Annotated in this window: 24 protein-coding genes and 1 tRNA gene; 14 read left to right on the plus strand and 11 right to left on the minus strand. The window is 61.1% G+C overall.

The features are described from left to right. Nucleotides 1–59: 59 nt before the first annotated feature. Together ACW9I6_RS18080 and ACW9I6_RS18085 are read right to left on the minus strand one after the other, a co-directional pair. On the minus strand, nt 60–473 hold the full coding sequence (locus ACW9I6_RS18080; protein WP_008435696.1) for a hypothetical protein: 414 nt from the start codon (nt 471–473) through the stop codon (nt 60–62). Between the two features lie 73 nt (nt 474–546). Continuing rightward, complete coding sequence (locus ACW9I6_RS18085) at nt 547–1,467, minus strand: alpha/beta hydrolase family protein (protein ID WP_457339623.1); 921 nt, start codon at nt 1,465–1,467, stop codon at nt 547–549. A gap of 172 nt (nt 1,468–1,639) precedes the next feature. Between ACW9I6_RS18085 and ACW9I6_RS18090 the strand changes: the two genes are divergently transcribed. The 3 genes from ACW9I6_RS18090 to ACW9I6_RS18100 all read left to right on the plus strand — a co-directional run bounded on the left by ACW9I6_RS18090 (nt 1,640) and on the right by ACW9I6_RS18100 (nt 4,861). Further along, nucleotides 1,640–2,605 carry an arsenic resistance protein gene (locus ACW9I6_RS18090; protein ID WP_457339624.1) on the plus strand — a complete coding sequence of 322 codons (966 nt, stop codon included), beginning with the start codon at nt 1,640–1,642 and terminating at the stop codon, nt 2,603–2,605. 87 nt (nt 2,606–2,692) lie between these two features. Next, nucleotides 2,693–4,333 (plus strand): ArnT family glycosyltransferase, encoded by a 1,641-nt coding sequence (locus ACW9I6_RS18095; protein WP_032899441.1) that lies wholly within the window; start codon nt 2,693–2,695, stop codon nt 4,331–4,333. Nucleotides 4,334–4,585: 252 nt separating this feature from the next. After that, entirely contained in the window at nt 4,586–4,861 is a 276-nt protein-coding gene (locus ACW9I6_RS18100) for a hypothetical protein (RefSeq protein WP_008435692.1), read from the plus strand. Nucleotides 4,862–4,952: 91 nt separating this feature from the next. Here the strand turns inward: ACW9I6_RS18100 and ACW9I6_RS18105 are convergent. The 4 genes from ACW9I6_RS18105 to ACW9I6_RS18120 form a co-directional block, all read right to left on the minus strand. Further along, nucleotides 4,953–5,028 (minus strand) — tRNA-Phe (locus tag ACW9I6_RS18105). 103 nt (nt 5,029–5,131) lie between these two features. After that, entirely contained in the window at nt 5,132–5,404 is a 273-nt protein-coding gene (locus tag ACW9I6_RS18110; RefSeq protein ID WP_087693327.1) for an oxidative damage protection protein, read from the minus strand. Beyond that, nucleotides 5,401–6,468: an A/G-specific adenine glycosylase gene (mutY, locus tag ACW9I6_RS18115; protein WP_008435691.1), complete on the minus strand. Its 1,068-nt coding sequence runs from the start codon at nt 6,466–6,468 to the stop codon at nt 5,401–5,403. The genes ACW9I6_RS18110 and mutY overlap by 4 nt, the downstream gene beginning before the upstream one ends. Beyond that, on the minus strand, nt 6,465–8,681 hold the full coding sequence (locus ACW9I6_RS18120) for an AsmA family protein (protein ID WP_457339625.1): 2,217 nt from the start codon (nt 8,679–8,681) through the stop codon (nt 6,465–6,467). Before ACW9I6_RS18120 ends, mutY begins: the two co-directional genes overlap by 4 nt. Before the next feature lie 295 nt (nt 8,682–8,976). Between ACW9I6_RS18120 and ACW9I6_RS18125 the strand changes: the two genes are divergently transcribed. The 7 genes from ACW9I6_RS18125 to ACW9I6_RS18155 all read left to right on the plus strand — a co-directional run bounded on the left by ACW9I6_RS18125 (nt 8,977) and on the right by ACW9I6_RS18155 (nt 14,763). After that, nucleotides 8,977–10,638, plus strand: a complete 1,662-nt coding sequence (locus tag ACW9I6_RS18125; RefSeq protein WP_003218039.1) for an OFA family MFS transporter — start codon at nt 8,977–8,979, stop codon at nt 10,636–10,638. A 254-nt stretch (nt 10,639–10,892) separates the two neighbouring features. Beyond that, nucleotides 10,893–11,486, plus strand: a complete 594-nt coding sequence (gene hisB / locus ACW9I6_RS18130; protein ID WP_003218037.1) for an imidazoleglycerol-phosphate dehydratase HisB — start codon at nt 10,893–10,895, stop codon at nt 11,484–11,486. Continuing rightward, nucleotides 11,486–12,124 (plus strand): imidazole glycerol phosphate synthase subunit HisH, encoded by a 639-nt coding sequence (hisH, locus tag ACW9I6_RS18135; RefSeq protein WP_003218034.1) that lies wholly within the window; start codon nt 11,486–11,488, stop codon nt 12,122–12,124. The genes hisB and hisH overlap by 1 nt, the downstream gene beginning before the upstream one ends. Then, the gene (locus ACW9I6_RS18140) at nt 12,124–12,381 is read left to right on the plus strand and encodes a DUF2164 domain-containing protein (RefSeq protein WP_003218033.1); all 258 of its coding nucleotides are present in this window, start codon (nt 12,124–12,126) and stop codon (nt 12,379–12,381) included. Before hisH ends, ACW9I6_RS18140 begins: the two co-directional genes overlap by 1 nt. 39 nt (nt 12,382–12,420) lie before the next feature. After that, on the plus strand, nt 12,421–13,158 hold the full coding sequence (hisA, locus tag ACW9I6_RS18145) for a 1-(5-phosphoribosyl)-5-[(5-phosphoribosylamino)methylideneamino]imidazole-4-carboxamide isomerase (RefSeq protein WP_003187784.1): 738 nt from the start codon (nt 12,421–12,423) through the stop codon (nt 13,156–13,158). Between the two features lie 9 nt (nt 13,159–13,167). Further along, on the plus strand, nt 13,168–13,938 hold the full coding sequence (gene hisF / locus ACW9I6_RS18150) for an imidazole glycerol phosphate synthase subunit HisF (RefSeq protein ID WP_003218030.1): 771 nt from the start codon (nt 13,168–13,170) through the stop codon (nt 13,936–13,938). 66 nt (nt 13,939–14,004) lie between these two features. Next, nucleotides 14,005–14,763, plus strand: a complete 759-nt coding sequence (locus ACW9I6_RS18155; protein WP_003218028.1) for a substrate-binding periplasmic protein — start codon at nt 14,005–14,007, stop codon at nt 14,761–14,763. On the opposite strand, the gene ACW9I6_RS18160 is transcribed toward ACW9I6_RS18155, so the two are convergent. From ACW9I6_RS18160 to ACW9I6_RS18175, 4 genes are all read right to left on the minus strand, one after another. Further along, a complete protein-coding gene (locus tag ACW9I6_RS18160; protein ID WP_177049445.1) occupies nt 14,716–16,020 on the minus strand; it encodes a Vps62-related protein in 1,305 nt (434 codons plus the stop codon). The two genes, ACW9I6_RS18155 and ACW9I6_RS18160, sit on opposite strands and share 48 nt — an antisense overlap. A 74-nt stretch (nt 16,021–16,094) precedes the next feature. After that, nucleotides 16,095–16,877 carry a divergent polysaccharide deacetylase family protein gene (locus ACW9I6_RS18165; RefSeq protein ID WP_008435686.1) on the minus strand — a complete coding sequence of 261 codons (783 nt, stop codon included), beginning with the start codon at nt 16,875–16,877 and terminating at the stop codon, nt 16,095–16,097. Nucleotide 16,878: 1 nt separating this feature from the next. Next, complete coding sequence (locus tag ACW9I6_RS18170; RefSeq protein WP_003218023.1) at nt 16,879–18,186, minus strand: S41 family peptidase; 1,308 nt, start codon at nt 18,184–18,186, stop codon at nt 16,879–16,881. Nucleotides 18,187–18,217: 31 nt separating this feature from the next. After that, entirely contained in the window at nt 18,218–19,522 is a 1,305-nt protein-coding gene (locus ACW9I6_RS18175; RefSeq protein ID WP_003218021.1) for a murein hydrolase activator EnvC family protein, read from the minus strand. Nucleotides 19,523–19,899: 377 nt separating this feature from the next. Between ACW9I6_RS18175 and ACW9I6_RS18180 the strand changes: the two genes are divergently transcribed. Further along, nucleotides 19,900–20,331 (plus strand): PBECR2 nuclease fold domain-containing protein, encoded by a 432-nt coding sequence (locus tag ACW9I6_RS18180; protein ID WP_236260810.1) that lies wholly within the window; start codon nt 19,900–19,902, stop codon nt 20,329–20,331. 217 nt (nt 20,332–20,548) lie between these two features. Here the strand turns inward: ACW9I6_RS18180 and gpmI are convergent, their stop codons facing one another. Then, a complete protein-coding gene (gpmI, locus tag ACW9I6_RS18185; protein WP_087693337.1) occupies nt 20,549–22,075 on the minus strand; it encodes a 2,3-bisphosphoglycerate-independent phosphoglycerate mutase in 1,527 nt (508 codons plus the stop codon). Nucleotides 22,076–22,226: 151 nt separating this feature from the next. On the opposite strand from gpmI, the gene ACW9I6_RS18190 reads away from it, so the two are divergent. Genes ACW9I6_RS18190 through secB form a run of 3 tightly spaced genes read left to right on the plus strand, consistent with a single transcriptional unit; the run spans nt 22,227 to nt 23,424 of the window. Further along, nucleotides 22,227–22,640: a rhodanese-like domain-containing protein gene (locus ACW9I6_RS18190; protein ID WP_003218014.1), complete on the plus strand. Its 414-nt coding sequence runs from the start codon at nt 22,227–22,229 to the stop codon at nt 22,638–22,640. A 1-nt stretch (nt 22,641) separates the two neighbouring features. After that, the gene (grxC, locus tag ACW9I6_RS18195; protein WP_177028519.1) at nt 22,642–22,896 is read left to right on the plus strand and encodes a glutaredoxin 3; all 255 of its coding nucleotides are present in this window, start codon (nt 22,642–22,644) and stop codon (nt 22,894–22,896) included. A 42-nt stretch (nt 22,897–22,938) separates the two neighbouring features. Beyond that, nucleotides 22,939–23,424 carry a protein-export chaperone SecB gene (gene secB, locus ACW9I6_RS18200; RefSeq protein ID WP_003218009.1) on the plus strand — a complete coding sequence of 162 codons (486 nt, stop codon included), beginning with the start codon at nt 22,939–22,941 and terminating at the stop codon, nt 23,422–23,424. Nucleotides 23,425–23,502 lie beyond the last annotated feature (78 nt).

The following is a 23,502-nucleotide window of genomic DNA, read 5'->3' on the forward strand; positions in this document are numbered from 1 at the left end:
ATGTATCGACTGACACGCCGCTATCGCGGGCAAGCCCGGCTCCCACATTTCGTTTTGTATCAGTCTTCGGAATTCACCAGCGCCTGTGACGCCGCGACGTAATCAGCCTGGAATTCCGGCGATTCAATCCACGCCAGCGCTGCCGCTTCATCCTCGGTATCCGTGGCCCACTGGCGATACTCGATCAGCGCCGCGAGGATAAAGTCCGTCGCTTCTTCTTCGCCTTCCTGCTCCAGTACCACTGCCAGCAGCGGGTGCGCCAGGAACACGGCACACAGCGCCTGCTGGCTGGTTTCGCCAGCGGTGCGCATCTCCAGGAACAGCTCGGTCAAATCCACCGATTCAAGATCAATGCGGCTGTCATCGCCGGCAAAGGCATCCGGCTTGGTGGCGACGGCGCGTTGGGTGCGATTCTGCTTGGCCTTGGCTTTTGCCCGGTGGGCGCGTTTTTGCTGCTTGTTCGGCGAAGCCATGGGCTCACGTCCTTGGTGTCAGGATCTGGGGGTGGGGTATTGAAGCGCAGGTCTGGAAAAATCCCAAGGCTTTCTAGGTGCGATCCGTCACTTGGCGCCCCGGCGTGCCGTTGGCCAACTCTCCCCGTTGCAGCCAAGCCAATGCAATCGGCCACAACCGATCTTGATACTGGCTGCGAAAGAATGCGAAGTGTCCGACCTCTTTTTCGCCGATATCTTCAGGCGCGATTCGCAGATGCGTGCGCTCGCTGCCGTCGAAGTAACCCAGCAGGCGTTCGATTGCTGCGACGGTACCAAACGGATCGTCGGTAATGCTGATGGCCAATATCTGTGCCTTCACCCGCGAAAATGGCAACTCGGGCAAGGCTCGCCCACTCGGACGTTTTTCATAATTCGGCGTCGGCGTACTCCAGTCGCGTACCACGCCCGCCGGGGTATCCTCCAGCCAGCCTATGCGCTTGCCCGGGAAGTAGCCAAAAACCGCTGTCACCAGCGGCATCACCACATGCCATTTGGCAAGCATCCGCCAGCGCCCGCTCGCCTCGTAGTCGCGCCAGTAGGCAAACTGCGCGCCTACCGTCACCAGGCGCCGAATCACCGCGCCGGAAGCCCCGAGCCCCGCCGCACATCCGCCAAAACTGTGCCCGACCACATCAATCGGTTGGCCGGCAAACTCCCGCTGGGCCCGCTGCAGGATCGCTTCGAAGTCCAGCACGCCCCAATCCGACCACGAGGCCTTGAACCCTTTCAGCGAGCCGCTGCGGGATTCGCCGATGCCGCGGTAGTCGTAGGTGATGACGTCGAAGCCATTGGCAAACAGGTAATCGGCAAACCGTGAGTAGTGACGGCAGCGTACGGAGGTGGCGGCGTTGATGATGACGACCGGGCGTTCAACGTCTGTGCGCGGATGGCGCCATGTGAAGCCGCCGATGGAATGCCCATCGGCTGTGGGCTCGCGGAATGCTTCGGCTTGAGGTCGGACTGGCAGGTTCATGAACAGGCTCGATCATTGCGCTTTCGATGGGGTGTCAAAGGCCCGTGCGCAGTTTTATGAGAAGTCGAAACTAACAAATTTCTGCTATGAAGACCCCGGGGATTTTTCTGAGGCTCGACCTGAGCGGCACAGATGCCTAGGCTTAGACCCTTTCGCCCACCAGAGCCGGCCCATGACCCGCGACACCCTCGAACAAAACCAGATCCCGATCTACTTCGCCAGCGTGGTGCTGGCTGCCGTTGTCGGCCTGCTGGCGCCCTCCATGGTTCAAGGTGTGGCTGCCCTGGTTACGCCCGCCATCGCCGTGCTGATGTACGCGATGTTTCTGCAAATCCCCTTTCTGGACCTGCGCCAGGGCTTGGGCAACAAACGCTTTATGGCCGCATTGCTGCTGGCCAACTTCATCCTGATTCCGCTGCTGGTGTGGGCGCTGACTCGGGGCCTGGTGGAACACCCGGCGATCCTGGTGGGTGCGTTGCTGGTGCTGTTGACGCCGTGCATCGACTACGTGGTGGTGTTTACCCATATCGGCAAGGGTGACTCGCGGTTGATGCTGGCAGCGACCCCGATTCTGTTGTTGCTGCAACTGCTGCTGTTGCCGGTCTACCTGGGGTTGATGCTGGGGGCGCAGTCGCAGGTGGTGGTTGCAGTGGGGCCGTTTGTCGAGGCCTTCCTGCTGCTGATCGTTGCCCCCATGATTCTGGCGGTGCTGACCACTTCCCAGTCCCGGCGCTCACCGGTCGTCAGTGCCTGGAACGATGCCTGGGCCTGGCTGCCCGTGCCGGCCATGGCGCTGGTGCTGATGGTGGTGATCGGTTCGCAGATCACCGCCGTGGTCCGCGATATCGGCCTGCTGGCGCCGGTGATCCCGGTGTATATCGGCTTCCTGTTGCTGGCCCCGCTGATGGGGGCGCTGGCTTCGTGCCTGTTCAAGCTATCGGCGCCCACGGCGCGGGCGGTCACCTTCAGCGCCTCCACGCGTAATTCCCTGGTGGTGCTGCCGCTGGCGCTGGCGTTGCCCGAAGAGATCCGCGGGCTCGCTGCTGCAGCGGTGATCACGCAAACCCTGGTGGAATTGGTAGGGGAGCTACTCTATATCCGCCTGCTGCCGCTGCTGATCTGGCCCGCTCGTCGTTAGGCGGATGAATGTTTGATTCCGTTCAGGGCTTATTCAGGGTGGCGTTCGGCAACATGAGCCGGTTTACCCCACCTGACAGGCTGAATAATGGATCAACACAATCGCTTTCGAATGGAATCGCTGGGTATTTTCCTCATCGCCCTGCTGCTGTTCACCCTGGGCATCTGGGACCAGCAGCCACAGGGCTTCGACGGCCGCTGGGCCGTGTTCATGCAAGAGATGTTTCGCCACGGCGCGAGCCTGTTTCCTACCACCTACGGTGAGCCTTACCCGGACTATCCGGGCACCGCGACCTACCTCAGCTACCTCTTTGCCCGTTTATTCGGCGCGCCCAACGATCTGGCTAACGTGATGCCCACCGCCCTGGCGTCTGCCGGGGTCATGGCGCTGATCTATCGCTTGCTGGTGCCGTCCGGTCGGGCGTGGGCATTGCTGACGGTGCTGCTCACCGCATTGACTGCCCAGTTGCTGGAGAAGTCGCGCTCGGTGTGCCTGGACCAGATGATCTCGTTGTTGTGCCTGGGGTGTTTCTACCTGCTGCATACCGGTGAGCGCCTGGGCTCGCGGCTGCGCCAATATGCGATCTTTCCGTTGTTCGTGGTGGCGTTTGCCATTCGCGGGCCGCTGGGGTTGATCGAGGTGTGCGGGGTGGCCTGTGTCTACTGGGCGCTGGGCACCGCTCGTACGCGGCAAGAGCGGATTGCACTGCTGAAAAAGGTGATTGCCCACGGCGTGGTCGGTTTGATCCTGCTGGCCGGCTGTTGGTGGGCGCTGTTGAAACTGGCGCGGATCAGCGGGGGCGATGCTTTCGTCGATGATGTGCTGCGGATGCAATTCACCGGGCGCCTTGATGAAACCGGTGAGGCGTTCTACTTCTACTTCAAGCTGAGCCTGTACCGCTATTTCCCGGTGGTGCCGCTGGCCCTGGCGACGATGATTGCCCTGCGCCACAAATGGTCGGCCCGCCACGACGATGCCGATGTGCAGTTGATGCTGCGTTTGGCCGCCTGCGGCCTGATGATTTTGCTGGGGTTGTCGGTGCCGCACTTCAAGCGCGCCTACTACATCGTGCCCATGGTCCCGATGTTTGCCGCGGTGGCCGCCTATGGCTTGCTCCAGGCCCAGGGCTGGTTGCTCGGCGTGCGGCGTGGCTATGAGTGGCTGGTGGCGGTCCTGCCGGTGCTGGGCATTGTCGTGGTGTTTGTCTGTCGGCATCTGTGGCACAAGCACGGCTACTGGCCGGACGTTTCAGTGCCGGCGCTGGTGGGTGTGCTGATCGTGCTGCAACTCGCAGCCGTGATTGCCTGGCGCCGTTTGCAGGGCAATCTCGGCCAGCGCCTGGTGGTGCTCAGCGTGATTGCGCTGGCCACCCAATGGCTGGTGCTGGTGAAGGTTGTGGAGCCGGCCAAGGACCTGCAATTCGACACCAGGAACTTCGTAAGCGCGGTGGAAAAGCTGCGTGCCGATAATCCCGGGACCCTGGTGTTCGTCGATCTGGCCAAGGACACCTGGGCGATTCGCTACATCATGAACCTGGATCACGACGAGCAGCCGCTGTTCATTGGGCGCAACCAACCCTTGCTGGTGGATACGCTACCGCGCCCCGCCTGGGTGATTGTGGAGCGCAAGCAAACCGCATTGCTCAGCGGCACGCCGCTGGAACACATGGCGCCGGTGTTCAATGGGCGGTTGAATGACAACCCGCTGCTGGTGTTCCTGGTGAAGTGACTCAGTCGCCTTGACATCCTTGTCGGTGGTAACGCCGACAAGAGTGGCGATCACTGGGGAATTAAGGATGGATCAATGGGGTCGGAATGAGGTGTTGATAACCGGCGCTTTGGATCGTCTTACTGTATGGTCGCCGCCTGGATGACCGGTTGGTCTGATTGGAGCGCTTTGCAGCCTGCCGCAAAACAGGCGCCTGCTAGGCTTGGGTACTTTCGTGGTGATGAGTTTGGGTGCGACATGGAAGCAGTAAAAATGGATTTTGAGTATGCCGGTGCCGAGAGCGTCGGTAGTGCCCACGTGATCGGCCGTTCCTGGCTTGGCGGCCTCAGCATCTGTTTTGACGGAGGCTGCAGCTACCCCTCGATGATCAGCGTGCTGGAGGCTGTGTTCAGGCGCTACGGACGCCTGGTGCGTTTTGGCGAGTCGCTCTCGGCGCAGGATTGGATTGCGCGCGTGGAGGAGAGTGGTTTTCACATCTCCGAGCAGGAGCGGGTTGCGGTGTTGACGTTGATGCGGGGCGGGGGCTGAAGGAGTCAAAAACGGCAGGCAACAAAAAACCCGCACCAGGCGGGTTTTTTGTGTGTTTCAGATGACATTTGCACCACCTGAAACTAATTAGTGGTGCCCAGAGACGGAATCGAACCGCCGACACGGGGATTTTCAATCCCCTGCTCTACCGACTGAGCTATCTGGGCAACGGGGCGCATTAAACGGGTTTTTCAGGGGGTCGTCAAGCAAGTTTTCAAAAAATATTTAATTATTACCGTCGCTTACGGGCCAACCCCCACATTTGATCAATTATTCAGCAGGTGGCACGTAGCCGTCGGCCTTGGCGTAATCCTCGCCGGAAAAGTACTTGTCCATCTCGCCCTGCAGGTATTTGCGGTCTTCGGCGTTCATCATGTTCAGGCGCTTTTCGTTGATCAACAGGGTCTGGTGCTTTTGCCAGTCAGCCCAGGCCTTGGCGGAGACGTTGTCGAAAATGTCCTGGCCCTTGGCGCCAGGGAACGGGGCGCGCTCCAGGGCGGGCAGTTCTTCGTGGTACTTGCGGCAGATGATGGTGCGGGTCATGACGGAACTCCTGCGTTCAATACTTCAGCCGCGCGCTTCAGCAGTTTTTTCACCGGGGCGGCAAGGCCCAGGCGCGGCGGGGTGGCGAGGTTATACCAGAGCCAGTCAGCCTCGGCCACGTGATGGGCAGACTCCTGGACCTGGACCAGCCAGGGTTCGATAGCCAGTTGGAAGTGGCTGAAGGTGTGGATCAGGCTCGGCAGCTCCTGGTGTTTGCCCAGCGCCAGCGAGTGCTGGTTGGCCAGGTGTTCCAGGTCGGCCAGGTCATCCAGCTCCGGCAGGCTCCACAAACCGCCCCACAGGCCTGTGGAGGGGCGACGGTAAAGCAGGATCGCGCCCTCGCCATTGGCCAGCATCGGCATCAGCGTGCGCTTCTGGGGCACGGTCTTGCGTGGCTTGGGGATCGGGTAGCGGGTTTCCAGGCCGAGCAGGTGCGCTTCGCAGCCCTTTTCCAGCGGGCACAGCAGGCAGCTGGGCTTGCTGCGGGTGCAGAGGGTGGCGCCCATGTCCATCATGGCCTGGGTGTAGGCGTTGACGCGGTCATGGGGCGTAAAGCGCTCTGCGGTGGCCCACAGCTGTTTGGCGACCTTCGGCTCGCCCGGGTAACCCTCTTGCGCGGTAAAGCGCGCCAGCACGCGTTTGACGTTGCCATCGAGGATCGGCGCTCGCAGGCCCATGCTCAGGCTGGCAATCGCACCCGCGGTGGACAGGCCAATGCCGGGCAGTTCGGTGAGTTTTTCGACGTCACGGGGAAACTCGCCGCCATATTCGGCAACGACGATCTTCGCGGTCTTTTGCAGGTTGCGCGCCCGGGTGTAGTAACCCAGCCCGGTCCACAGGTGCAGCACTTCGTCTTCCGGCGCGGCAGCCAGGGCTTCGACCGTTGGCAAGGACGCCATGAACCGGTCGAAGTAGTTCAGCACGGTGCTGACCTGGGTCTGCTGCAACATGATCTCCGAGACCCACACCCGGTAAGGCGTGATGCCCTGTTGCCAGGGCAGGTCATGGCGACCGTGGCGGTCGTACCAGTCGAGCACCGCCGTTGAAAACTGCTCGTTTCTCATCGTTTGAACAGGCCTTTAAGCGCGTCTTTCAGCTGTGGATTGACCTTGTCGAGCTTCTGTTCAAGCTTCTCGCTGAGCTTGTTGCCCGCCGCCTTGATGGCGACCTGGCTCAAGCCGTCCTTGTCCAGGCGGCAGGCCTTGGCGCCCAGTTCCAGCGGGCCACGGCAGCGCAGCGGGACTTCGATGTTCTGGAAGTTGGAGCCCACCTGGCAAGCCGGGTCCGGCACGTCGCGCTGGTCGCCTTCGACGATGATGCCGACGCGGTAGTCCATGCCCAGCACGCGCAGGTCGACGTCACCGTCGCCGTTGACGGTCAGGCCCGGGATGCGCACTTTCAGGTCGGGGTTGCTGGCCACGCCATTGCGGAAGGTCAGGTTGCCCTTGAGTTCCTGGAACGGGGTGTCCTTGCCGCGCTGGTCGCCGCTGAGGGTCTTGCGGTTGAGCAGGGCGATGCCGGTGCACAGCTGTTGCTCGATGTTGGCGTTGAGCAGCACGCCGTTGTTGATCGCGAAGCTGGCGGTACCGTTGAGGCTGTCGATCAGGGCTTTCTGGCTATTGCCGCGGCCGTTGAGGTTGCTGTCGAGGGTGAGCTGGCCCTTCACCGGCGGGTTCTGCCCCTGGGCTTGCAGGATGCGTTCGACCGGTACCTGCTTGATGCGGGTTTGTAGCGCCAGCAGCGGGATGTCCTGGCGCACGTCAAGGTTGCCGTTGGCCTGGAAGGTGCCGTTGTAGAGGCCGCCGCTCAAGGTATCGAGCTTGAGCTGGCCATCGAGGCCGGAGGCTTTCAGGGCGGCATTCTGGATCGGCAGCTTGCTCAGGGTCAGTTGGCCAAAGGACAGGTCGGCGTTTACGTCCAGGGTGCGCAGGCGGGTCAGCGGCAGCAGCTTGTCGGTACTCCACGCGGCTTTGGTCGGGGCGTCCGGCAGCGGTGTGGTGCCACCGGCCGCCATGGCGCCGGCTTCGCTGTTCTGCACTTCAGCCTGGCGCGCGGCCGCAGCGCCCTTGGCGGCTTCGGACTTGGCCGGCAGGTAGTTGTCGGCGTTGAACGTATCGGCCTTGAGCTGCACCCGCAGGGATTGCCTGGCGAAATCATCCACGGCCACGCGACCGGTGAAGGTGCTGTCGTCGAGTTTCAGGTTGAGGTCTTCAAGCGCCAGGCTGGTCGGCGTGCCCTTGAGGCGGCTGACCAGTTCGACCTTGCTCAGGCTGCCGGCGGCCATCGGTGGCAGCGGGTTGCCGACGCTGTCGAGGAACTTGGCCAGGTCAAACTGGGCAATCGACAGGGCGCCGCTGAACTGTGGAGTCTTGTCCAGGTCGTTGACCTTCAGCTCGCCCAGGGCGCGCAGTTGGTTCAGCGACAGCTTCATGCCGGTCCATTCGGCGATATTCGCAGACTGGTCCACCAGCAATTGGCCCTGGGTCGAAAAGGTCACGGTCTTGCCTTGCAGCGGCTCGCCGGTGGCTTCACCAGTGACCTTCATGTCTTCGAACTGGTAGCGCTTGAGGGCGCGCTGAATGCGCAGGTTGCCATTGACCTCGGTCTTGACGCGCATCAGCGGCTGGTTGGTGCCGAAGAACGCGGTGAGTTTGACCGGGATGCTTGCACCTTCGTGCACGGCGCCGGCACTCAGCTGGATGCTTTCGGCGCTGAACTGCTTGCCGGTCTGCTCGTCGTTGTATTCGACGCGGGCGTTGTTGATGGTCAGGCTGTCGATGTCCAGGCGGATCGGCTGCGGCGGCTTTTCAGGCTTGGGCGGTGTGGCCGCTTCAGCCACGGCAGGCGTGGTGGCGGCGGTAGCCGGGTCCGGCACATTCTTGCCGATGTCTTCCCAGTTGCCGTGGCCATGCACGTCTTTGTTCAGGCGCAGGTTCAGGCCTTCGACACGTACATCGCTCATCTGCACTTCACGGCGCAGCAGCGGCAGCACGCGCACCGACAGGCCGAGCATCTGCAGATCGGCAAACGGTTGGCTCGGATTGGTCAGGGTCGCAACGCTGGCCTCGTGCAATTCAAGACCGAGCCAGGGGAACAGGCTCCAGCCGATGTCGCCATTGAGCGTCAGCTCGATGTGGGCCTTGTCGCGGGCAATCTGGCGAATCTCGTCTTTGTAGTCGTTGGGATCGAAGAGATGGGTCAGGGCAAAGCCTAGAGCCACAATGATCAGCAACAGCCCGAGAAGTACCAGACCCAGGATTTTGCCGAACGCTTTCATGGGCGAGTCCTTGTATGTCGATTTTAAAATTTAGCCGAAGAGTATAACGCTCGTAGCCCTATGGCTGTTTAGGGATCGTTACATGGCGTCAAACAAATCAGATAACTCCAGAAAGGTGATATCAGTTTGGTTTTTCTGTCATCCACAGATGCTAATCTGCGCATGTTCGTCTGCCGTCTGCGACTAAACGTCGCGTTTAAAAGGAGCTTTACTCAACAAAACGGCCACGCCTTGCGTGTAAGGCCGAGGGAGAGAGCGCCCGACGGACACATACTAATAACTGGGGGAAACACCAATGAGCACTAGCACTGCGGCGGGTAATACTGCTGCACAGCCTGCGTTCCTGTCCAAGGAACGCATTATCGCCAAGCCCGGGTTCAACCGTTGGCTGGTACCACCGGCCGCCCTGGCGATCCACCTGTGTATCGGCATGGCCTACGGTTTTTCGGTGTTCTGGCTGCCGTTGTCCAAGGCGCTGGGGATCACCGCACCGGTCGCCTGCGCGCCGGACATGAGCTTCATCAGCCAGGTCTTCTCGTCGCAATGCGACTGGCCCATCTCCATGCTGGGCTGGATCTATACCCTGTTCTTCATCTTCCTCGGCTGCTCCGCAGCGATCTGGGGCGGCTGGCTGGAACACGCCGGGCCACGCAAGGCTGGTGTCGTTTCGGCCTTGTGCTGGTGTGGCGGCCTGCTGATCTCCGCGCTGGGGATCTATACCCACCAGATCTGGCTGATGTGGATCGGCTCCGGGGTCATTGGTGGTATCGGCCTGGGCCTGGGTTACATCTCGCCGGTCTCGACCCTGATCAAGTGGTTCCCGGACAAGCGCGGCATGGCTACCGGCATGGCGATCATGGGTTTCGGCGGCGGCGCGATGGTTGGCGCTCCGTTGGCAGCCGCCCTGATGGGCCACTTCGCTTCGCCGACCAGCGTGGGCGTGTGGCAGAGCTTCGTGGTCATGGCCGTGATCTACTTCGTGTTCATGATCGGCGGCGCCTTGTCCTACCGCGTTCCGCCTACCGGCTGGAAGCCTGAGGGCTGGACTGCCCCGGCGAAAAAAGCCAGCAACGCGATGATCACCCATCGTCACGTGCACGTGAACGTGGCCTGGAAAACCCCGCAATTCCGCCTGGTGTGGCTGGTGCTGTGCCTGAACGTGTCTGCCGGCATCGGCATCCTCGGCATGGCTTCGCCGCTGCTGCAGGAAGTGTTCGGCGGCAAGTTGCTGGGTAACGGCCTGGCATTTGGCCAACTGGATGCCGGCCAACTGGCTTCCATCGCGGCCATCGCAGCCGGCTTTACCGGTCTGTTGAGCCTGTTCAACATCGGTGGCCGGTTCTTCTGGGCATCGTTCTCCGACTACCTCGGCCGTAAAAATACCTACTTCGTGTTCTTCGCCCTGGGCTTTGCCCTGTACGCGTTGATCCCGAACCTGGGTCACCTGGGCAACGTCGCGCTGTTCGTGGCGGCGTTCTGCATCATCCTGTCGATGTACGGCGGTGGTTTTGCGACGGTCCCGGCTTACCTGGCGGACCTGTTCGGTACGCAAATGGTGGGGGCGATCCACGGTCGCCTGCTGACCGCTTGGGCAGCGGCGGGCGTACTGGGCCCGGTGCTGGTGAACTACCTGCGTGAGTATCAGTTGAGCATCGGCGTTGAACGCGCTGCCGCCTACGACATCACCTTGTACATCCTCGCCGGCCTGCTGGTGCTGGGCTTCATCTGCAACCTGCTGGTACGGCCGGTGGCAGACAAGTACTTCATGACCGACGCCGAACTGGCTGCCGAGCAGGCGCTGGGCCATGACAAGGGCGCCGATTCCAGCACCGTGCTGGAGTGGAAAGCCTCCTCCGGCAGCGTGCCATTGGCGGTTGCCGCCTGGCTGGCGGTGGGCATTCCGTTGGCGTGGGGCGTGTGGGTCACCCTGCAGAAAACCGCAGTCCTGTTCCACTAACACCGCGTAACCCTTGTGGGAGCGGGCTTGTGTGTGAGCAGGCCTGCTCGCGAATGCGATTGACCCATCAGCCCACGTTTGCTGACACACCGCTTTCGCGAGCAATCCCGCTCCCACACAAAGCTGCTCCCACACTTGTACTGACATGTCTATCCCCGACACTCCATCAGTCTTATCCCCTCCGATGTTTCTGTTTAGCGCCCGCGCCCCTATAATGGCTGCCTTTTTCGCCCAATGATTTTGCGGAGCTGGTGATGGCCGAACGTAAGGCGTCCGTCGAGCGCGACACTCTGGAAACCCAGATCAAAGCCTCGATCAACCTGGATGGCACCGGAAAGGCCCGATTTGATATCGGTGTACCTTTTCTTGAGCACATGCTGGACCAGATCGCCCGTCACGGGCTGATCGACCTGGATATCGTCAGCAAGGGCGACCTGCATATCGACGACCACCACACGGTGGAAGACGTCGGTATCACGTTGGGCCAGGCATTTGCCAAAGCCATCGGCGACAAGAAAGGCATCCGTCGCTACGGCCACGCCTATGTCCCGCTGGATGAAGCGCTGTCGCGTGTGGTCATCGACTTCTCCGGCCGCCCGGGCCTGCAGATGCACGTGCCGTACACCCGCGCCACCGTGGGCGGCTTCGACGTCGACCTGTTCCAGGAATTCTTCCAGGGTTTCGTCAACCACGCCCTGGTCAGCCTGCACATCGACAACCTGCGTGGCACCAACACCCACCACCAGATCGAGACCGTGTTCAAGGCTTTCGGCCGTGCCCTGCGCATGGCCGTGGAGCTGGATGACCGCATGGCCGGGCAAATGCCGTCGACCAAGGGCGTCCTGTAATGCAGACGGTCGCGGTTATCGACTACGGCATGGGTAACCTGCACTCGGTGGCCAAGGCCCTCGAGCACGTAGGTGCCGGCAAGGTGCTGATCACCAGCGATGCCGACGTGATTCGCGAAGCCGACCGGGTAGTGTTCCCGGGGGTTGGCGCGATTCGCGACTGCATGGCCGAGATTCGTCGCCTGGGCTTCGACAGCCTGGTGCGTGAAGTCAGCCAGGACCGGCCGTTCCTCGGCATCTGCGTGGGCATGCAAGCCTTGCTCGACAGCAGTGAAGAGAACGACGGCGTCGACTGCATCGGTCTGTTTCCGGGCCAGGTGAAGTTTTTCGGCAAGGACCTGCACGAAGACGGCGAGCACCTGAAGGTGCCACACATGGGCTGGAACGAAGTGCGCCAGACCGTGGATCACCCGCTGTGGCACGAAGTGCCGGACCTGGCGCGTTTCTATTTCGTACACAGCTATTACATCGCCGCCGGTAACCCGCGCCAGGTGGTGGGTGGCGGGCACTATGGCGTCGACTTCGCCGCGGCCCTGGCCGACGGTTCGCGCTTTGCCGTGCAATTCCACCCGGAGAAGAGCCATACCCATGGCCTGCAATTGCTGCAGAACTTCGCCGCGTGGGACGGGCGCTGGTAATGGCCAAGAAGGTCAAGCCGCCGATCTTGAACCTCACTCCCCAGCAGGAGAGTGAGGCCACCGACAAGATCAAGCGTTTCATGGAAGACCGCTTCGAGCTCAAGCTCGGCTCGTTCGAGGTCGCAGAAATCCTCGAACTGTTCACCACTGAAATTGCTCCGCACTATTACAACAGGGCGATTTTCGATGTGCAGACGCACCTTAAAGAAAGGTTCGAAAGCATCGAAAGCGACTTGTGGGCGCTCGAGAAACCCTGATTTCCCGAGCAACGCTGAATATCGAATAAGGTTTGCCAGATGCTGATTATTCCCGCAATCGATCTCAAGGACGGCGCCTGCGTACGTCTGCGCCAGGGCCGCATGGAAGATTCCACGGTGTTCTCCGATGACCCGGTGAGCATGGCTGCCAAGTGGGTGGAAGGCGGTTGCCGTCGTCTGCATCTGGTGGACTTGAACGGTGCGTTCGAAGGCCAGCCGGTCAACGGTGAAGTGGTGACGGCGATCGCCAAGCGCTACCCGAACCTGCCGATCCAGATCGGCGGCGGTATCCGCTCCCTGGAAACCATCGAGCACTACGTGAAAGCAGGCGTGAGCTACGTGATCATCGGCACCAAGGCCGTGAAAGACCCGGCCTTCGTCGCCGAAGCCTGCCGTGCGTTCCCCGGCAAAGTGATCGTGGGCCTGGACGCCAAGGACGGTTTCGTCGCCACCGACGGCTGGGCCGAGATCAGCACCGTCCAGGTGATCGACCTCGCCAAGCAGTTTGAAGCCGACGGCGTCTCCGCCATCGTTTATACCGACATCGCCAAAGACGGCATGATGCAGGGCTGCAACGTACCGTTCACCGCTGCGCTGGCCGCTGCCACCAAGATCCCGGTGATCGCTTCCGGCGGTATCCACAACCTGGGCGACATCAAGTCGCTGCTGGACGCGAAGGCGCCGGGGATCATCGGCGCGATCACCGGCCGGGCGATCTATGAAGGCACCCTGGACGTCGCTGAAGCCCAGGCTTACTGCGACGCCTACAACGGCTGAGGACTGACCATGGCGCTGGCCAAACGCATCATCCCTTGCCTGGACGTCGACAACGGTCGCGTGGTCAAGGGCGTCAAGTTCGAGAACATCCGTGACGCCGGCGACCCGGTGGAAATCGCCCGCCGCTACGACGAACAGGGTGCTGACGAGATTACCTTTCTCGACATCACCGCCAGCGTCGATGGTCGCGACACCACGCTGCATACCGTGGAGCGCATGGCCAGCCAGGTGTTTATCCCGCTGACCGTGGGCGGTGGCGTGCGCACCGTGCAGGACATTCGCAACTTGCTGAATGCCGGCGCGGACAAGGTTTCGATCAACACCGCGGCGGTGTTCAACCCGGAATTTGTCGGCGAAGCCGCACAGCACTTCGGTTCGCAATGCATCGTGGTTGCCATCGACGCCAAGAAAGTCTCCGGCCCGGGCGAAACCCCGCGCTGGGAGATCTTCACCCACGGCGGGCGCAAGCCGACCGGGCTGGATGCCGTGCAGTGGGCGATGAAGATGGAAGCCCTGGGCGCCGGTGAAATCCTGCTGACCAGCATGGACCAGGACGGCATGAAAAACGGCTTCGACCTGGGCGTGACCCGCGCCATCAGCGACGCACTGGGCATCCCGGTGATTGCTTCCGGCGGCGTCGGCAACCTGCAGCACCTGGCCGACGGCGTGATCGAAGGCCACGCCAGCGCAGTGCTGGCGGCGAGTATTTTCCACTTTGGCGAATACACCGTGCCTGAGGCCAAGGCCTACATGGCGGCGCGCGGTATCGTCGTACGCTAAACGTCACTGGACACCATGGCAGGCTCGCGGCACTCTCTGGGCTTGCCATGGATTCCGGTAACTTTCATGTTCAAAGACCTGCTGCTCGCCCTCGCCAGTACCACCGTTCTGCTGACGGGTTCGGCTTACGCTGATGAACCGTCCGACGGCGCTTCCCTGGTGTTGCTGACGGAAAACTTCCCGCCGTACAACATGGCGAAAAACGGCAAGAACTTCGCCAAGGAAGAGAACATCGAAGGCATTGCCGTGGACATCGTCCGCGAGACGTTCCAGCGTGCGGGTATTTCCTACAACCTGACCCTGCGGTTCCCTTGGGACCGGATCTACAAACTCGCCCTGGAAAAACCCGGTTACGGCGTGTTCGTGATGGCGCGCTTGCCGGACCGTGAGGCGCTGTTCAAATGGGTCGGCCCCATCGGCCCGGACGATTGGGTGCTGCTGGCCAAGGCTGACAGCAAGATCCAGCTGAGCGACCTTGAGCAGGCGCGGCGCTACAAGATCGGCGCCTACAAGGGCGACGCCATCGCCGAGAGCCTAGAGAAGCAGGGGCTCAAGCCGGTGATCGTGTTGCGGGATCAGGACAACGCGAAAAAGCTGGTGGATGGCCAGATCGACCTGTGGGCCACCGGGGACCCGGCGGGCCGTTATCTGGCACGCCAGGTCGGGGTGACCGGGCTCAAGACTGTGTTGCGTTTCAACAGCGCGGAGCTGTACCTGGCGCTGAACAAAAACGTGCCGGATGACGTAGTGGCGAAACTCCAGGCGGCCCTCGATCAGTTACGGCAGGAGGGTGTCGTCGATGAAATCATGGGGCGTTATCTCTAGGTTGTTTTCTGTGGGCTCGGGCACCGCTGCTGGTACTTCCTCTGGCTCCTCAACAGCAGTAACCGCCGCTTCAGGTTGCAGCAGCTCGCTGAAGTAGACGTTATCTCCGCTGGCATAGGTCAGGGTTGGCCCGAGCTGGCTGCCGTCAGCCCGCAATAGCTCGTATCGGCTTTTGACCAGGTAGGCAGCGATGGATTTATTCGCCGGGATGTAAGCCATCACATCCGCCACGCCCTCCCGTTCCCAGCCTTGTGCGGTCAAGCCCGTATGCGTGAAGTCGCGATTGAGGTTGGCACTGATACTCAACGGATGCCGGGGTGCCCAGGCAGCCTTTATATCGACGCCGGTCAAGGAGCGCAGGCCCAAGGAGAAGTCACTGATCTCTCCTTTTGCGAATACCCAACTGAAGGTTTGGCTTGCTGGCGTGGTGTTTTGACCGCTGGCCACCAAGCTGTACTGGTCGATTCTTTTCAACCGATATACCGGGCACGTTTGCAGTTTTTCCAGGGGCGTCAGGGTCGGGTCGTTCACGGTAAACCAGGGCAGTTCGCACACATGAATGCCCTCTGTTACCTGCTCCGGCATCGTGCGTCCTGGTGCCATTTCGGGTGAAAGTGGCGGCAAATCCTCGGAATGAAGCGCAAGGTCCAGCCGCAGGGCGTGCACCGGGCTTTGCCTGGTTGGCTTGGCATAGCCCTCGGCGCCGGTAAAGGTGCCCGGTGCCAGGTAGGCTTGGCCAGGAGCTGCTTGCGACGGGGAGACACCCCAGGCGCTGAAGTCCCGGTGGGCGCCGCTGCCTTGGTCGCTCCAGATCAATTGGTCGACATAGGCCTGAGTCACCAGGTCTTCTCTGACACAGCGGATGGTATTGCGTGGTGGTTTGTCGTTACCGAGGCCACAGACCAGCCCCATCGCCACATAACCTTCTGGAGCGGTGGGCCGCCAGATTGAGAAATTGGCGCGCGCCCTTGGTCCCGAGTGTTCCCAGACTCTCTCGAAGTCGACGGGGGGCCGCAAGGCGGTGCCATTCTCCCGGTCAACTTCGCTGACAACCGCGACGATGTTCAGTTGATTGATGTTGTGGTAACCCGCCACGGCCACATCACCCAGCGGGACGAAGTTGCCCAGCGCGTCGGAGGATGTGCTCGGGCGCCAGAAGGTCACGGGTTTTTCGGCGCGAGTGCCTTTGTCGTTCCATACAGGAACGAACTCGGTGGTGAAGTTGATCAGCAGGTCTTTGTATTGCAGTGAGTTCATCTACAGACTCTCCAGTGGATACGAAGATCCACTATCGAAGAGTCCGCTCGGTCAGGCGCGGTAGCTATATAGCACTAGCGGTAAGTGCCGTTTTTTCCGTGCCCGGCCATGGCCTGGTTGCTGCGCAGGCTGATCATCAACTTGATGTCGATCCACTCGACGCCCTGGGCCTTGAGCTTGGGCAGCTCACGTTCGAGTACCGCCAGTGTCTGTGGATAAGGGTGGCCGATCATCACCGCCGAACCCTGTTTGTGGGCCAGCTTGATCGCGGTCTGCAGCTGGGTGGTGATGGCCGCTTCGGTGCGTTCGTCGTCGAGGAACACATCCCGCGAGACGCTGGCCAGGCCAATCTTTTGCGCCTCGGCGGCGGCGACGGTTTTAGCGCTGGTGCGGCTGTCGACGAAGAACTTGTGGCGCCGTTGCAGCTCACCCATCAACCAGGCCATGGCCTCCGGCTGGGCGGTCATGCGGCTGCCCATGTGGTTGTTGATGCCGGCGGTGTAGGGCACGGCCTTGAAGGCCGCGTCCAGGCGTTTGCCCAGCTCTTCGATGGGCAGGTCGGGGTGCCAGGCGAACGGGCCGGTGGCCGGGTCCATGGGCATGTGCAGGATGACGATCTTGCCGGCCTTGTGGGCTTCGCGGGCGAATTCGGCGGCGTGGGGTGTGTCGGGCATGATCGCCGTGGTCACCGGGCCGGGCAGGGCGAGCACACGACGATCCCGGGGCAGGTTTTGCCCCAGGTCGTCGATGATCAGGGTCAGGTAGGCTTTGTGTTCAGCGGGGGCTGCACTGGCGGGGTTGCCTTGGGCGACTCCCGCCAGACAGCACAGCAAAGCGATGATCAGTCCACGGCGCATATCAACGGCTGCGCGTAATGCTCAGGCCCTTGAGCAGGCTCAGCGCCTGGGCCAACTGATAATCGTCGTCCTGCGGCATCGGTTTGGCTTTCGAGCCGCTGCCGGTCGGCTGGTCGGCGCCGCCGTTGCCATTGCCCAGGTGGCCTTGCAGGTCCGCTTCCTTGTAGAACTCGCTGTCGGCTTCGTTGGTGATCTTGGCCTTGCGCACTTCGATGTCCGGCACGATGCCCTGGGCCTGGATCGAGCGACCGTTCGGCGTGTAGTACAGCGCCGTGGTGATCTTCAAGGCACGCTCGTTGTTCAGCGGCAGCACGGTTTGCACCGAGCCTTTGCCGAAGCTGGTGGTGCCCATCAGCACGCCGCGTTTCTGGTCTTGCAGGGCGCCGGCGACGATTTCCGAAGCCGAGGCGCTGCCGCCGTTGATCAGCACAACCATCGGCACGCCTTCGCTGAGGTCGTTGCCGGTGGCCGAGAAGCGCAGCTCGGAGTTGGCGATACGGCCCTTGGTGTAGACGATCAGGCCCTTGGTGATGAAGTGGTCGACCACTTCCACAGCGGCCTGCAACACGCCGCCCGGGTTGTTGCGCAGGTCGAGCACGATGCCGCTGAGTTTCTTGCCGTTGTCTTTGCGCAGCTTGGCGAGGGCCTTGGCCACTTCGTCGCCGGTCTTGACCTGGAACTGGGTGATACGGATGTAGCCGTAGCCCGACTCCAGCAGCTGGCTCTTCACGCTCTTGACCGTGATGGTGGCGCGGGTCAGGGTCACGTCGAACGGCGTGCCGCCGTCGCGCACCAGGGTCAGGGTGATTTTCTGGCCGATCTTGCCGCGCATCTTGTCGACGGCTTCGGTCATGGTCTGGCCGCGGGTCGGCTGGCCGTTGATCTTGACGATAAAGTCACCGGCCTGGATGCCGGCCTTGGACGCAGGGGTGTCATCGATCGGCGAAACGACCTTGATGTTGCCGTCGTCGGCGCCGACTTCAATGCCCAGGCCACCGAATTCACCGCTGGTGCTCTCCTGCAGCTCGGCGAAATCTTCCGGGCCCAGGTAGGCGGAGTGCGGGTCAAGGTTGCTGAGCATGCCCTTGATGGCATTTTCCAGCAGGGTCTTGTCGTCCACAGGTTCGACATAAGCGGCCTTGATCCGGTCCATGACCTCGGCAAAGGTGCGCAACTCGTCCAGCGGCAGCGGGGCCTTGGTGGTCGCGGCCGTGGCCGACTGGGCGGTCTGGTCGGCGAATGCCAAAGGCGCGCCGATCACCAGAGCGATCGTCAGGGCCAGCGATGTGAGGCGGGACAAATGCAGCATGTCGAACGAACTCCTAATGTAGATGCGACCCTTATCCTTGGGTACGGCACCATTGTGCCGGGTCGCTCGGGCGGCCCTGCTGACGAATAGCGAAGTACAGCGCCGGGGTGTCCTGGCCACCACTGTTACCGACAGTGGAGATGGATTCACCGGCTTTTACAACATCACCTGCCGCTTTAAGCAAAGTTTGATTGTGGCCGTAAAGGCTCAAATAGCCATTACCGTGGTCAAGAATCACCAGCAAACCTGCACCACGCAGCCAATCGGCGAATACCACGCGGCCGCCGTGGATAGCGTGGACCTGGGTGCCGGCACCGGCACTGATCATCACACCGTCCCACTTGGCGCGGGTGTCATCGCCACGGGTTTCACCAAAGCGTGCCAGTAATCGACCATCAACTGGCCATGGAAGTTTGCCCCGAGCTGAAGCAAAAGGTCCGCCGAAGGATTCGCCGGCGCTGGAAACCAGCGGGCCAGGCGCTGCACGCGCCGGTTTACGCGGGGCCGGGGCGTCGGTAGTGGCGCTGGCGACTGCCTCGGCGGCTTCACGCTCGCGCTTTTTTTCGGCTTCCTGCTGGGCAAGCAGCGCTTTTTGCCGCGCCTGCTCTGCCTCACGGGCCTGGCGCGCCAGGGTTTCCTCGATGGTTTTCAGGACTTTGCCGAGGTCGGCCTGGTCTTGCTCGCGGGCCTGGAGCTTGGCGTCACGGGCTTTCACGTCGTCATTCAGCTTGGCCAGCGCCTGCTGGCGCTCCTTGCGGACCTTGTCCAGCTCGTCGCGCTGGCTGTCGAGGGCGGTTTTCTGGTCGAGCAGCTGCGACTGCTGGTTGGCGATTTCCTGCTCGACATTGGCCAACTGGCGCAGGGTCTCGTTGAAGCTTTTCAGTTGCTCCAGGCGGGCCTTGCTCAGGTAGTCGTAATAGGTAAGGGTGCGGGCGAATTTTTCCGGGTTCTGCTGGTTGAGCAGCAGCTTGAGGTATTCCTGGCGGCCGTTCTGGTAAGCGGCGCGGGCCTGGATCGCGATCAGGCGTTGCTGTTCAACGCGGGCGCTCTGGAGTTTTTTTTTCTCAGCGTCGAGTCGCTCCAGTTCCGACTCGCTCTTCTTTAGTTCTTTTTGCAGCTCCTGGACCTGCTTCTCCAGCTTGCCCATCTCGGTTTCCGTGCCGCGCAGGTCTTTCTGCACGCCGGACTTCTCTTCCTGGAGCTTGCCGAGCAGCTTCTTCAGCTCGGTAATGTCCTGACGCGTAGCGTCCAACTGTTGTTGGGTTTGTGCGCGCTCATCGGCAAACGCCGGTTGGAGCAGGCAGACAAGAGCAAGGGTAATCAAGGCGCGAAGCATAGAGGCGGGCGACACCAGGGAAAGGGACGGCCTAGTATGCCCGCCAAGCGCTGCAAAAAAAACGCCCAATTCGGCTTGGCAGGCAAGTTAGGTGCCCAGTGGCCGCATTCTGCAAGCAATTGTGGGCAAGTCCCATAGCCCTTTGAAGGCGACGAGCGGTAGAGAGCGTCGTGTCGTGCTTCTGCAGTTGTTTTGTGTGCTTCGCGAAATGCCTTGAAATGCTCCGCCCTGACGGTGCATTTGCGCTCGGAATAGACTCTTCGGCCCTGTTAATCCGACGGTCGGCATAGTCAGTAATGCCTTGTATTCACGAGTCAAAAGGCCAGCAAACGTGGCTTGATTATGGGCTTCCCGACCTTCGTAGTCTGGATCGGGCTTTGCGAGCGCGTCCACTTGAGGAAGTGGCCGCCGGCAACGATGTCGAAGCGGCCATCGATATAGTCGCAATGCATTTTGGCATTGCCCATTCGAGCTCTTCAGCTGTGGAAATTACTTCGCCTTTGGGGCAAATAGCGATCAGGCGTAGCTGTCTGCAGCACATTGTTGAAAAGCGGCAGGACGCCAGAGAGCGTTATGTCAGGTTCGCCTTGGACACATTGACGGGGCCTCTGGAAATATGGCGTGTTGCTTATAGCGATTGCTCCGCTCGTTTAGCATTCATTGGGGCTTATGAATCCAGGAGGCAGATGCTGGTGGTGGTCAATATTCAGGCTGGCAATGTGCTGTGGAACTTCATGCAGACAGACGCCAAGGCCTTGAACAAGCATCGTCATGGTGAGTTGCTCTACAAGCGTTACGAGCTTTTGTGATGCCCAAAGAAAAGGGCAGCTCTTTCGAACTGCCCTAAGTAGTGCTTGCTTGATATTCATATACACACCCTCAAGCAGGGGTGTGGAGGTCTCACCCTACGCGGATATCCAGCCATCTGCGGGGTTCCTACGCCAGTTATCGCCGCTGGAGGCAACTGGTTTCGCGCTCGAGTCCATTATTGACGGGCTGCCTGTTTTGAGCAACCCCTGAACTGTGTCAGACCAGAATCGAAGTGCCAGTCATCTCTTTCGGCTTCTCCAGCCCCATCAGCATCAACATGGTCGGTGCCACGTCGGCCAGCACGCCGCCATCACGTACTTTAAAGTCACGTTTGCCGACGTAGATGAATGGCACCGGCTCGGTGGTGTGGGCGGTGTGGGCCTGGCCGGTGGATTCGTCGGACATTTGCTCGCAGTTGCCGTGGTCGGCGGTGATCAGCGCTTCGCCGCCCACCTTGTCCAGGGCGTCGACGATGCGGCCGACGCACAGGTCCAGGCATTCCACGGCTTTTACCGCCGCTTCCAGGTTGCCGCTGTGGCCCACCATGTCACCGTTGGCGTAGTTGACCACGATCACGTCGTAGCGCTGGTGTTCGATGGCGTCGACGATCTTGTCCGTGACTTCCGGGGCACTCATCTCCGGCTGCAGGTCGTAGGTGGCGACTTTCGGCGACGGAATCAGGATGCGTTCTTCACCCGGGAACGGTTCTTCACGACCGCCGGAGAAGAAGAAGGTCACGTGGGCGTATTTCTCGGTTTCGGCAATGCGCAGTTGGGTCTTGCCGTTTTTCGCCAGGTAATCCCCCAGCACGTTTTCCAGGCTGCCCGGGGCAAATGCCGACGGGGCCGGGATGTTGGCGGCGTATTGGGTCAGCATCACGAATTCGACTTTCGGCTGGCGGGCGCGCTCGAAGTCCTTGAAGCCGGCATCGACGAATACGTGGCTCAGCTCGCGGGCACGGTCGGCGCGGAAGTTCATGAACACCACGGCGTCGCCATCTTCGACCTTGACCGGTTCGCCGATGGTGGTGGCCTTGACGAACTCGTCACTCTCGCCACGGGCGTAGGCGGCCTCCAGGCCTTCCTGGGCGGTGGCGGCGTTGAATTCGGCCTGGCCGTCGACGATCAGGTTGTAGGCCTGTGCCACGCGGTCCCAGCGGTTGTCGCGGTCCATGGCGAAGTAGCGGCCAACCAGGCTGGCGATGCGGCCTTTGCCGAGGGTCTTGAAGGTTTCATCCAGCAGTTCGATGGAGGACTGGGCACTTTTCGGCGGGGTGTCGCGGCCGTCGAGGAACGCGTGCAGGTAGATCTTCTCGGCGCCGCGCTTGAAGGCCAGTTCGGCCATGGCGATCAGGTGGTCCTGGTGGCTGTGGACGCCGCCGTCCGACAGCAGGCCCATGAAGTGCACGGCCTTGCCGGCCTTGACCGCTTTATCCACTGCCGCGCAGATGTTTGGGTTCTCGAAAAACTCACCGTCGCGGATCGCTTTGGTCACGCGGGTGAAGTCTTGATAGACCACTCGTCCGGCACCGAGATTCATATGGCCGACTTCCGAGTTGCCCATTTGGCCGTCCGGCAGGCCAACATCCATACCCGAGCCCGAGATCAGGCCGTTCGGAACGGTAGCGCTCAGACGGTCCAGTACTGGCTTGCTGGCCGAGTACACGGCGTTGTCGTGGTGGCTTTCACTGTGTCCGAAGCCATCGAGAATTATCAGGACCAAAGGTTTAGGCGTAGTAGTCATAGATCCTCTCGCGGCGGTAATGAATGAAGGGAATAGAAAAGGGAGTGGCAGTTTAAAGCGAAGTTCCGACCACGTCACCGCTTTACGGGGGTTGGCCGACCATGACGGCTGTGTATACTTACCGCCATTTTAACGCCCTGGAACCTCCTTGATGGTTGATCACCTGATTGCATTTGCCACTACCCACTATTTGCTCGCTGGTGCGTTCGTCGTACTGCTGGCGCTGCTGATCGCTCACGAATTGAGCCGCGGTGGCCGCAGCCTCAGCACGTCCGAGCTGACCGCCCTGGTCAACAAGGATGAGGCCGTAGTGGTGGACATTCGTCCCGCCAAGGATTTCGCCGCCGGTCACATTGTCGGCGCGCTGAACATTCCCCAGGACAAACTGATTTCGCGCCTGGCCGAGCTGGAAAAGCACAAGGCCAAGACGATTATCCTGGTCGACGCCCAGGGCCAGCACTCCGGCACCCACGCCCGCGAGATGCTGAAAACCGGCTTCAACGCCGCCAAACTGTCGGGTGGTATTTCCAGCTGGCGTGGCGATAACCTGCCGCTGGTGAAGTGATATGAGCCAGGTTGTCGTTTATTCCAGCGATTATTGCCCTTATTGCATGCGGGCCAAGGCCCTGCTTGTGAAAAAGGGCATTGCCTTCGAAGAGATCAAGGTTGATGGCAAGCCCCAGGTGCGCGCCGAGATGACCAAGAAAGCGGGACGCACGTCCGTGCCGCAGATCTGGATCGGTGACAAGCATGTCGGTGGTTGCGATGACCTGTTCGCACTCGAGCGCGCCGGTAAACTGGATGCGCTGCTTCACGTCTGACTCCTAACCCCTAAAAGACCCCAAGATCACGAAGGATCTGCGATGACTGACCAACAGAACACCGAAGCGGCAGCAGAAGAAGCTCAAGGCCCACAATTTTCCCTGCAGCGTATTTACGTACGTGACTTGTCGTTCGAAGCGCCGAAAAGCCCGGCCATCTTCCGTCAGGAATGGACCCCGAGCGTTGCGCTGGACCTGAACACCCGTCAGAAGGCACTGGAAGGTGACTTCCACGAGGTCGTGCTGACCCTGTCGGTCACCGTCAAGAACGGCGAAGAAGTGGCCTTCATTGCTGAAGTGCAACAGGCCGGTATCTTCCTGATCCAGGGCCTGGACGAAGCGTCCATGAGCCACACCCTGGGCGCGTTCTGCCCGAACATCCTGTTCCCGTATGCCCGTGAGACCCTGGACAGCCTGGTCACCCGTGGCTCGTTCCCGGCGCTGATGCTGGCCCCGGTGAACTTCGATGCCCTGTATGCGCAAGAGCTGCAGCGCATGCAACAGGAAGGCTCGCCAACGGTTCAGTAAGCTGTTCTGAGCAACGACGCCGATCCAATGTGGGAGCGGGCTTGCTCGCGAAAGCGGTACTTCAGTCGATATCTTCGT

This window comes from Pseudomonas sp. SDO5522_S412, from assembly GCF_054071215.1.

Excerpts from the sequence above, each read along its gene's own strand:
- ACW9I6_RS18080 (WP_008435696.1), bottom strand. The coding sequence starts at position 473 with ATGGCTTCGCCGAACAAGCAGCAAAAACGCGCCCACCGGGCAAAAGCC.
- ACW9I6_RS18085 (WP_457339623.1), bottom strand. The coding sequence starts at position 1,467 with ATGAACCTGCCAGTCCGACCTCAAGCCGAAGCATTCCGCGAGCCCACA.
- ACW9I6_RS18090 (WP_457339624.1), top strand. The coding sequence starts at position 1,640 with ATGACCCGCGACACCCTCGAACAAAACCAGATCCCGATCTACTTCGCC.
- ACW9I6_RS18095 (WP_032899441.1), top strand. The coding sequence starts at position 2,693 with ATGGATCAACACAATCGCTTTCGAATGGAATCGCTGGGTATTTTCCTC.
- ACW9I6_RS18100 (WP_008435692.1), top strand. The coding sequence starts at position 4,586 with ATGGATTTTGAGTATGCCGGTGCCGAGAGCGTCGGTAGTGCCCACGTG.
- ACW9I6_RS18110 (WP_087693327.1), bottom strand. The coding sequence starts at position 5,404 with ATGACCCGCACCATCATCTGCCGCAAGTACCACGAAGAACTGCCCGCC.
- mutY (WP_008435691.1), bottom strand. The coding sequence starts at position 6,468 with ATGAGAAACGAGCAGTTTTCAACGGCGGTGCTCGACTGGTACGACCGC.
- ACW9I6_RS18120 (WP_457339625.1), bottom strand. The coding sequence starts at position 8,681 with ATGAAAGCGTTCGGCAAAATCCTGGGTCTGGTACTTCTCGGGCTGTTG.
- ACW9I6_RS18125 (WP_003218039.1), top strand. The coding sequence starts at position 8,977 with ATGAGCACTAGCACTGCGGCGGGTAATACTGCTGCACAGCCTGCGTTC.
- hisB (WP_003218037.1), top strand. The coding sequence starts at position 10,893 with ATGGCCGAACGTAAGGCGTCCGTCGAGCGCGACACTCTGGAAACCCAG.
- hisH (WP_003218034.1), top strand. The coding sequence starts at position 11,486 with ATGCAGACGGTCGCGGTTATCGACTACGGCATGGGTAACCTGCACTCG.
- ACW9I6_RS18140 (WP_003218033.1), top strand. The coding sequence starts at position 12,124 with ATGGCCAAGAAGGTCAAGCCGCCGATCTTGAACCTCACTCCCCAGCAG.
- hisA (WP_003187784.1), top strand. The coding sequence starts at position 12,421 with ATGCTGATTATTCCCGCAATCGATCTCAAGGACGGCGCCTGCGTACGT.
- hisF (WP_003218030.1), top strand. The coding sequence starts at position 13,168 with ATGGCGCTGGCCAAACGCATCATCCCTTGCCTGGACGTCGACAACGGT.
- ACW9I6_RS18155 (WP_003218028.1), top strand. The coding sequence starts at position 14,005 with ATGTTCAAAGACCTGCTGCTCGCCCTCGCCAGTACCACCGTTCTGCTG.
- ACW9I6_RS18160 (WP_177049445.1), bottom strand. The coding sequence starts at position 16,020 with ATGAACTCACTGCAATACAAAGACCTGCTGATCAACTTCACCACCGAG.
- ACW9I6_RS18165 (WP_008435686.1), bottom strand. The coding sequence starts at position 16,877 with ATGCGCCGTGGACTGATCATCGCTTTGCTGTGCTGTCTGGCGGGAGTC.
- ACW9I6_RS18170 (WP_003218023.1), bottom strand. The coding sequence starts at position 18,186 with ATGCTGCATTTGTCCCGCCTCACATCGCTGGCCCTGACGATCGCTCTG.
- ACW9I6_RS18175 (WP_003218021.1), bottom strand. The coding sequence starts at position 19,522 with ATGCTTCGCGCCTTGATTACCCTTGCTCTTGTCTGCCTGCTCCAACCG.
- gpmI (WP_087693337.1), bottom strand. The coding sequence starts at position 22,075 with ATGACTACTACGCCTAAACCTTTGGTCCTGATAATTCTCGATGGCTTC.
- ACW9I6_RS18190 (WP_003218014.1), top strand. The coding sequence starts at position 22,227 with ATGGTTGATCACCTGATTGCATTTGCCACTACCCACTATTTGCTCGCT.
- grxC (WP_177028519.1), top strand. The coding sequence starts at position 22,642 with ATGAGCCAGGTTGTCGTTTATTCCAGCGATTATTGCCCTTATTGCATG.
- secB (WP_003218009.1), top strand. The coding sequence starts at position 22,939 with ATGACTGACCAACAGAACACCGAAGCGGCAGCAGAAGAAGCTCAAGGC.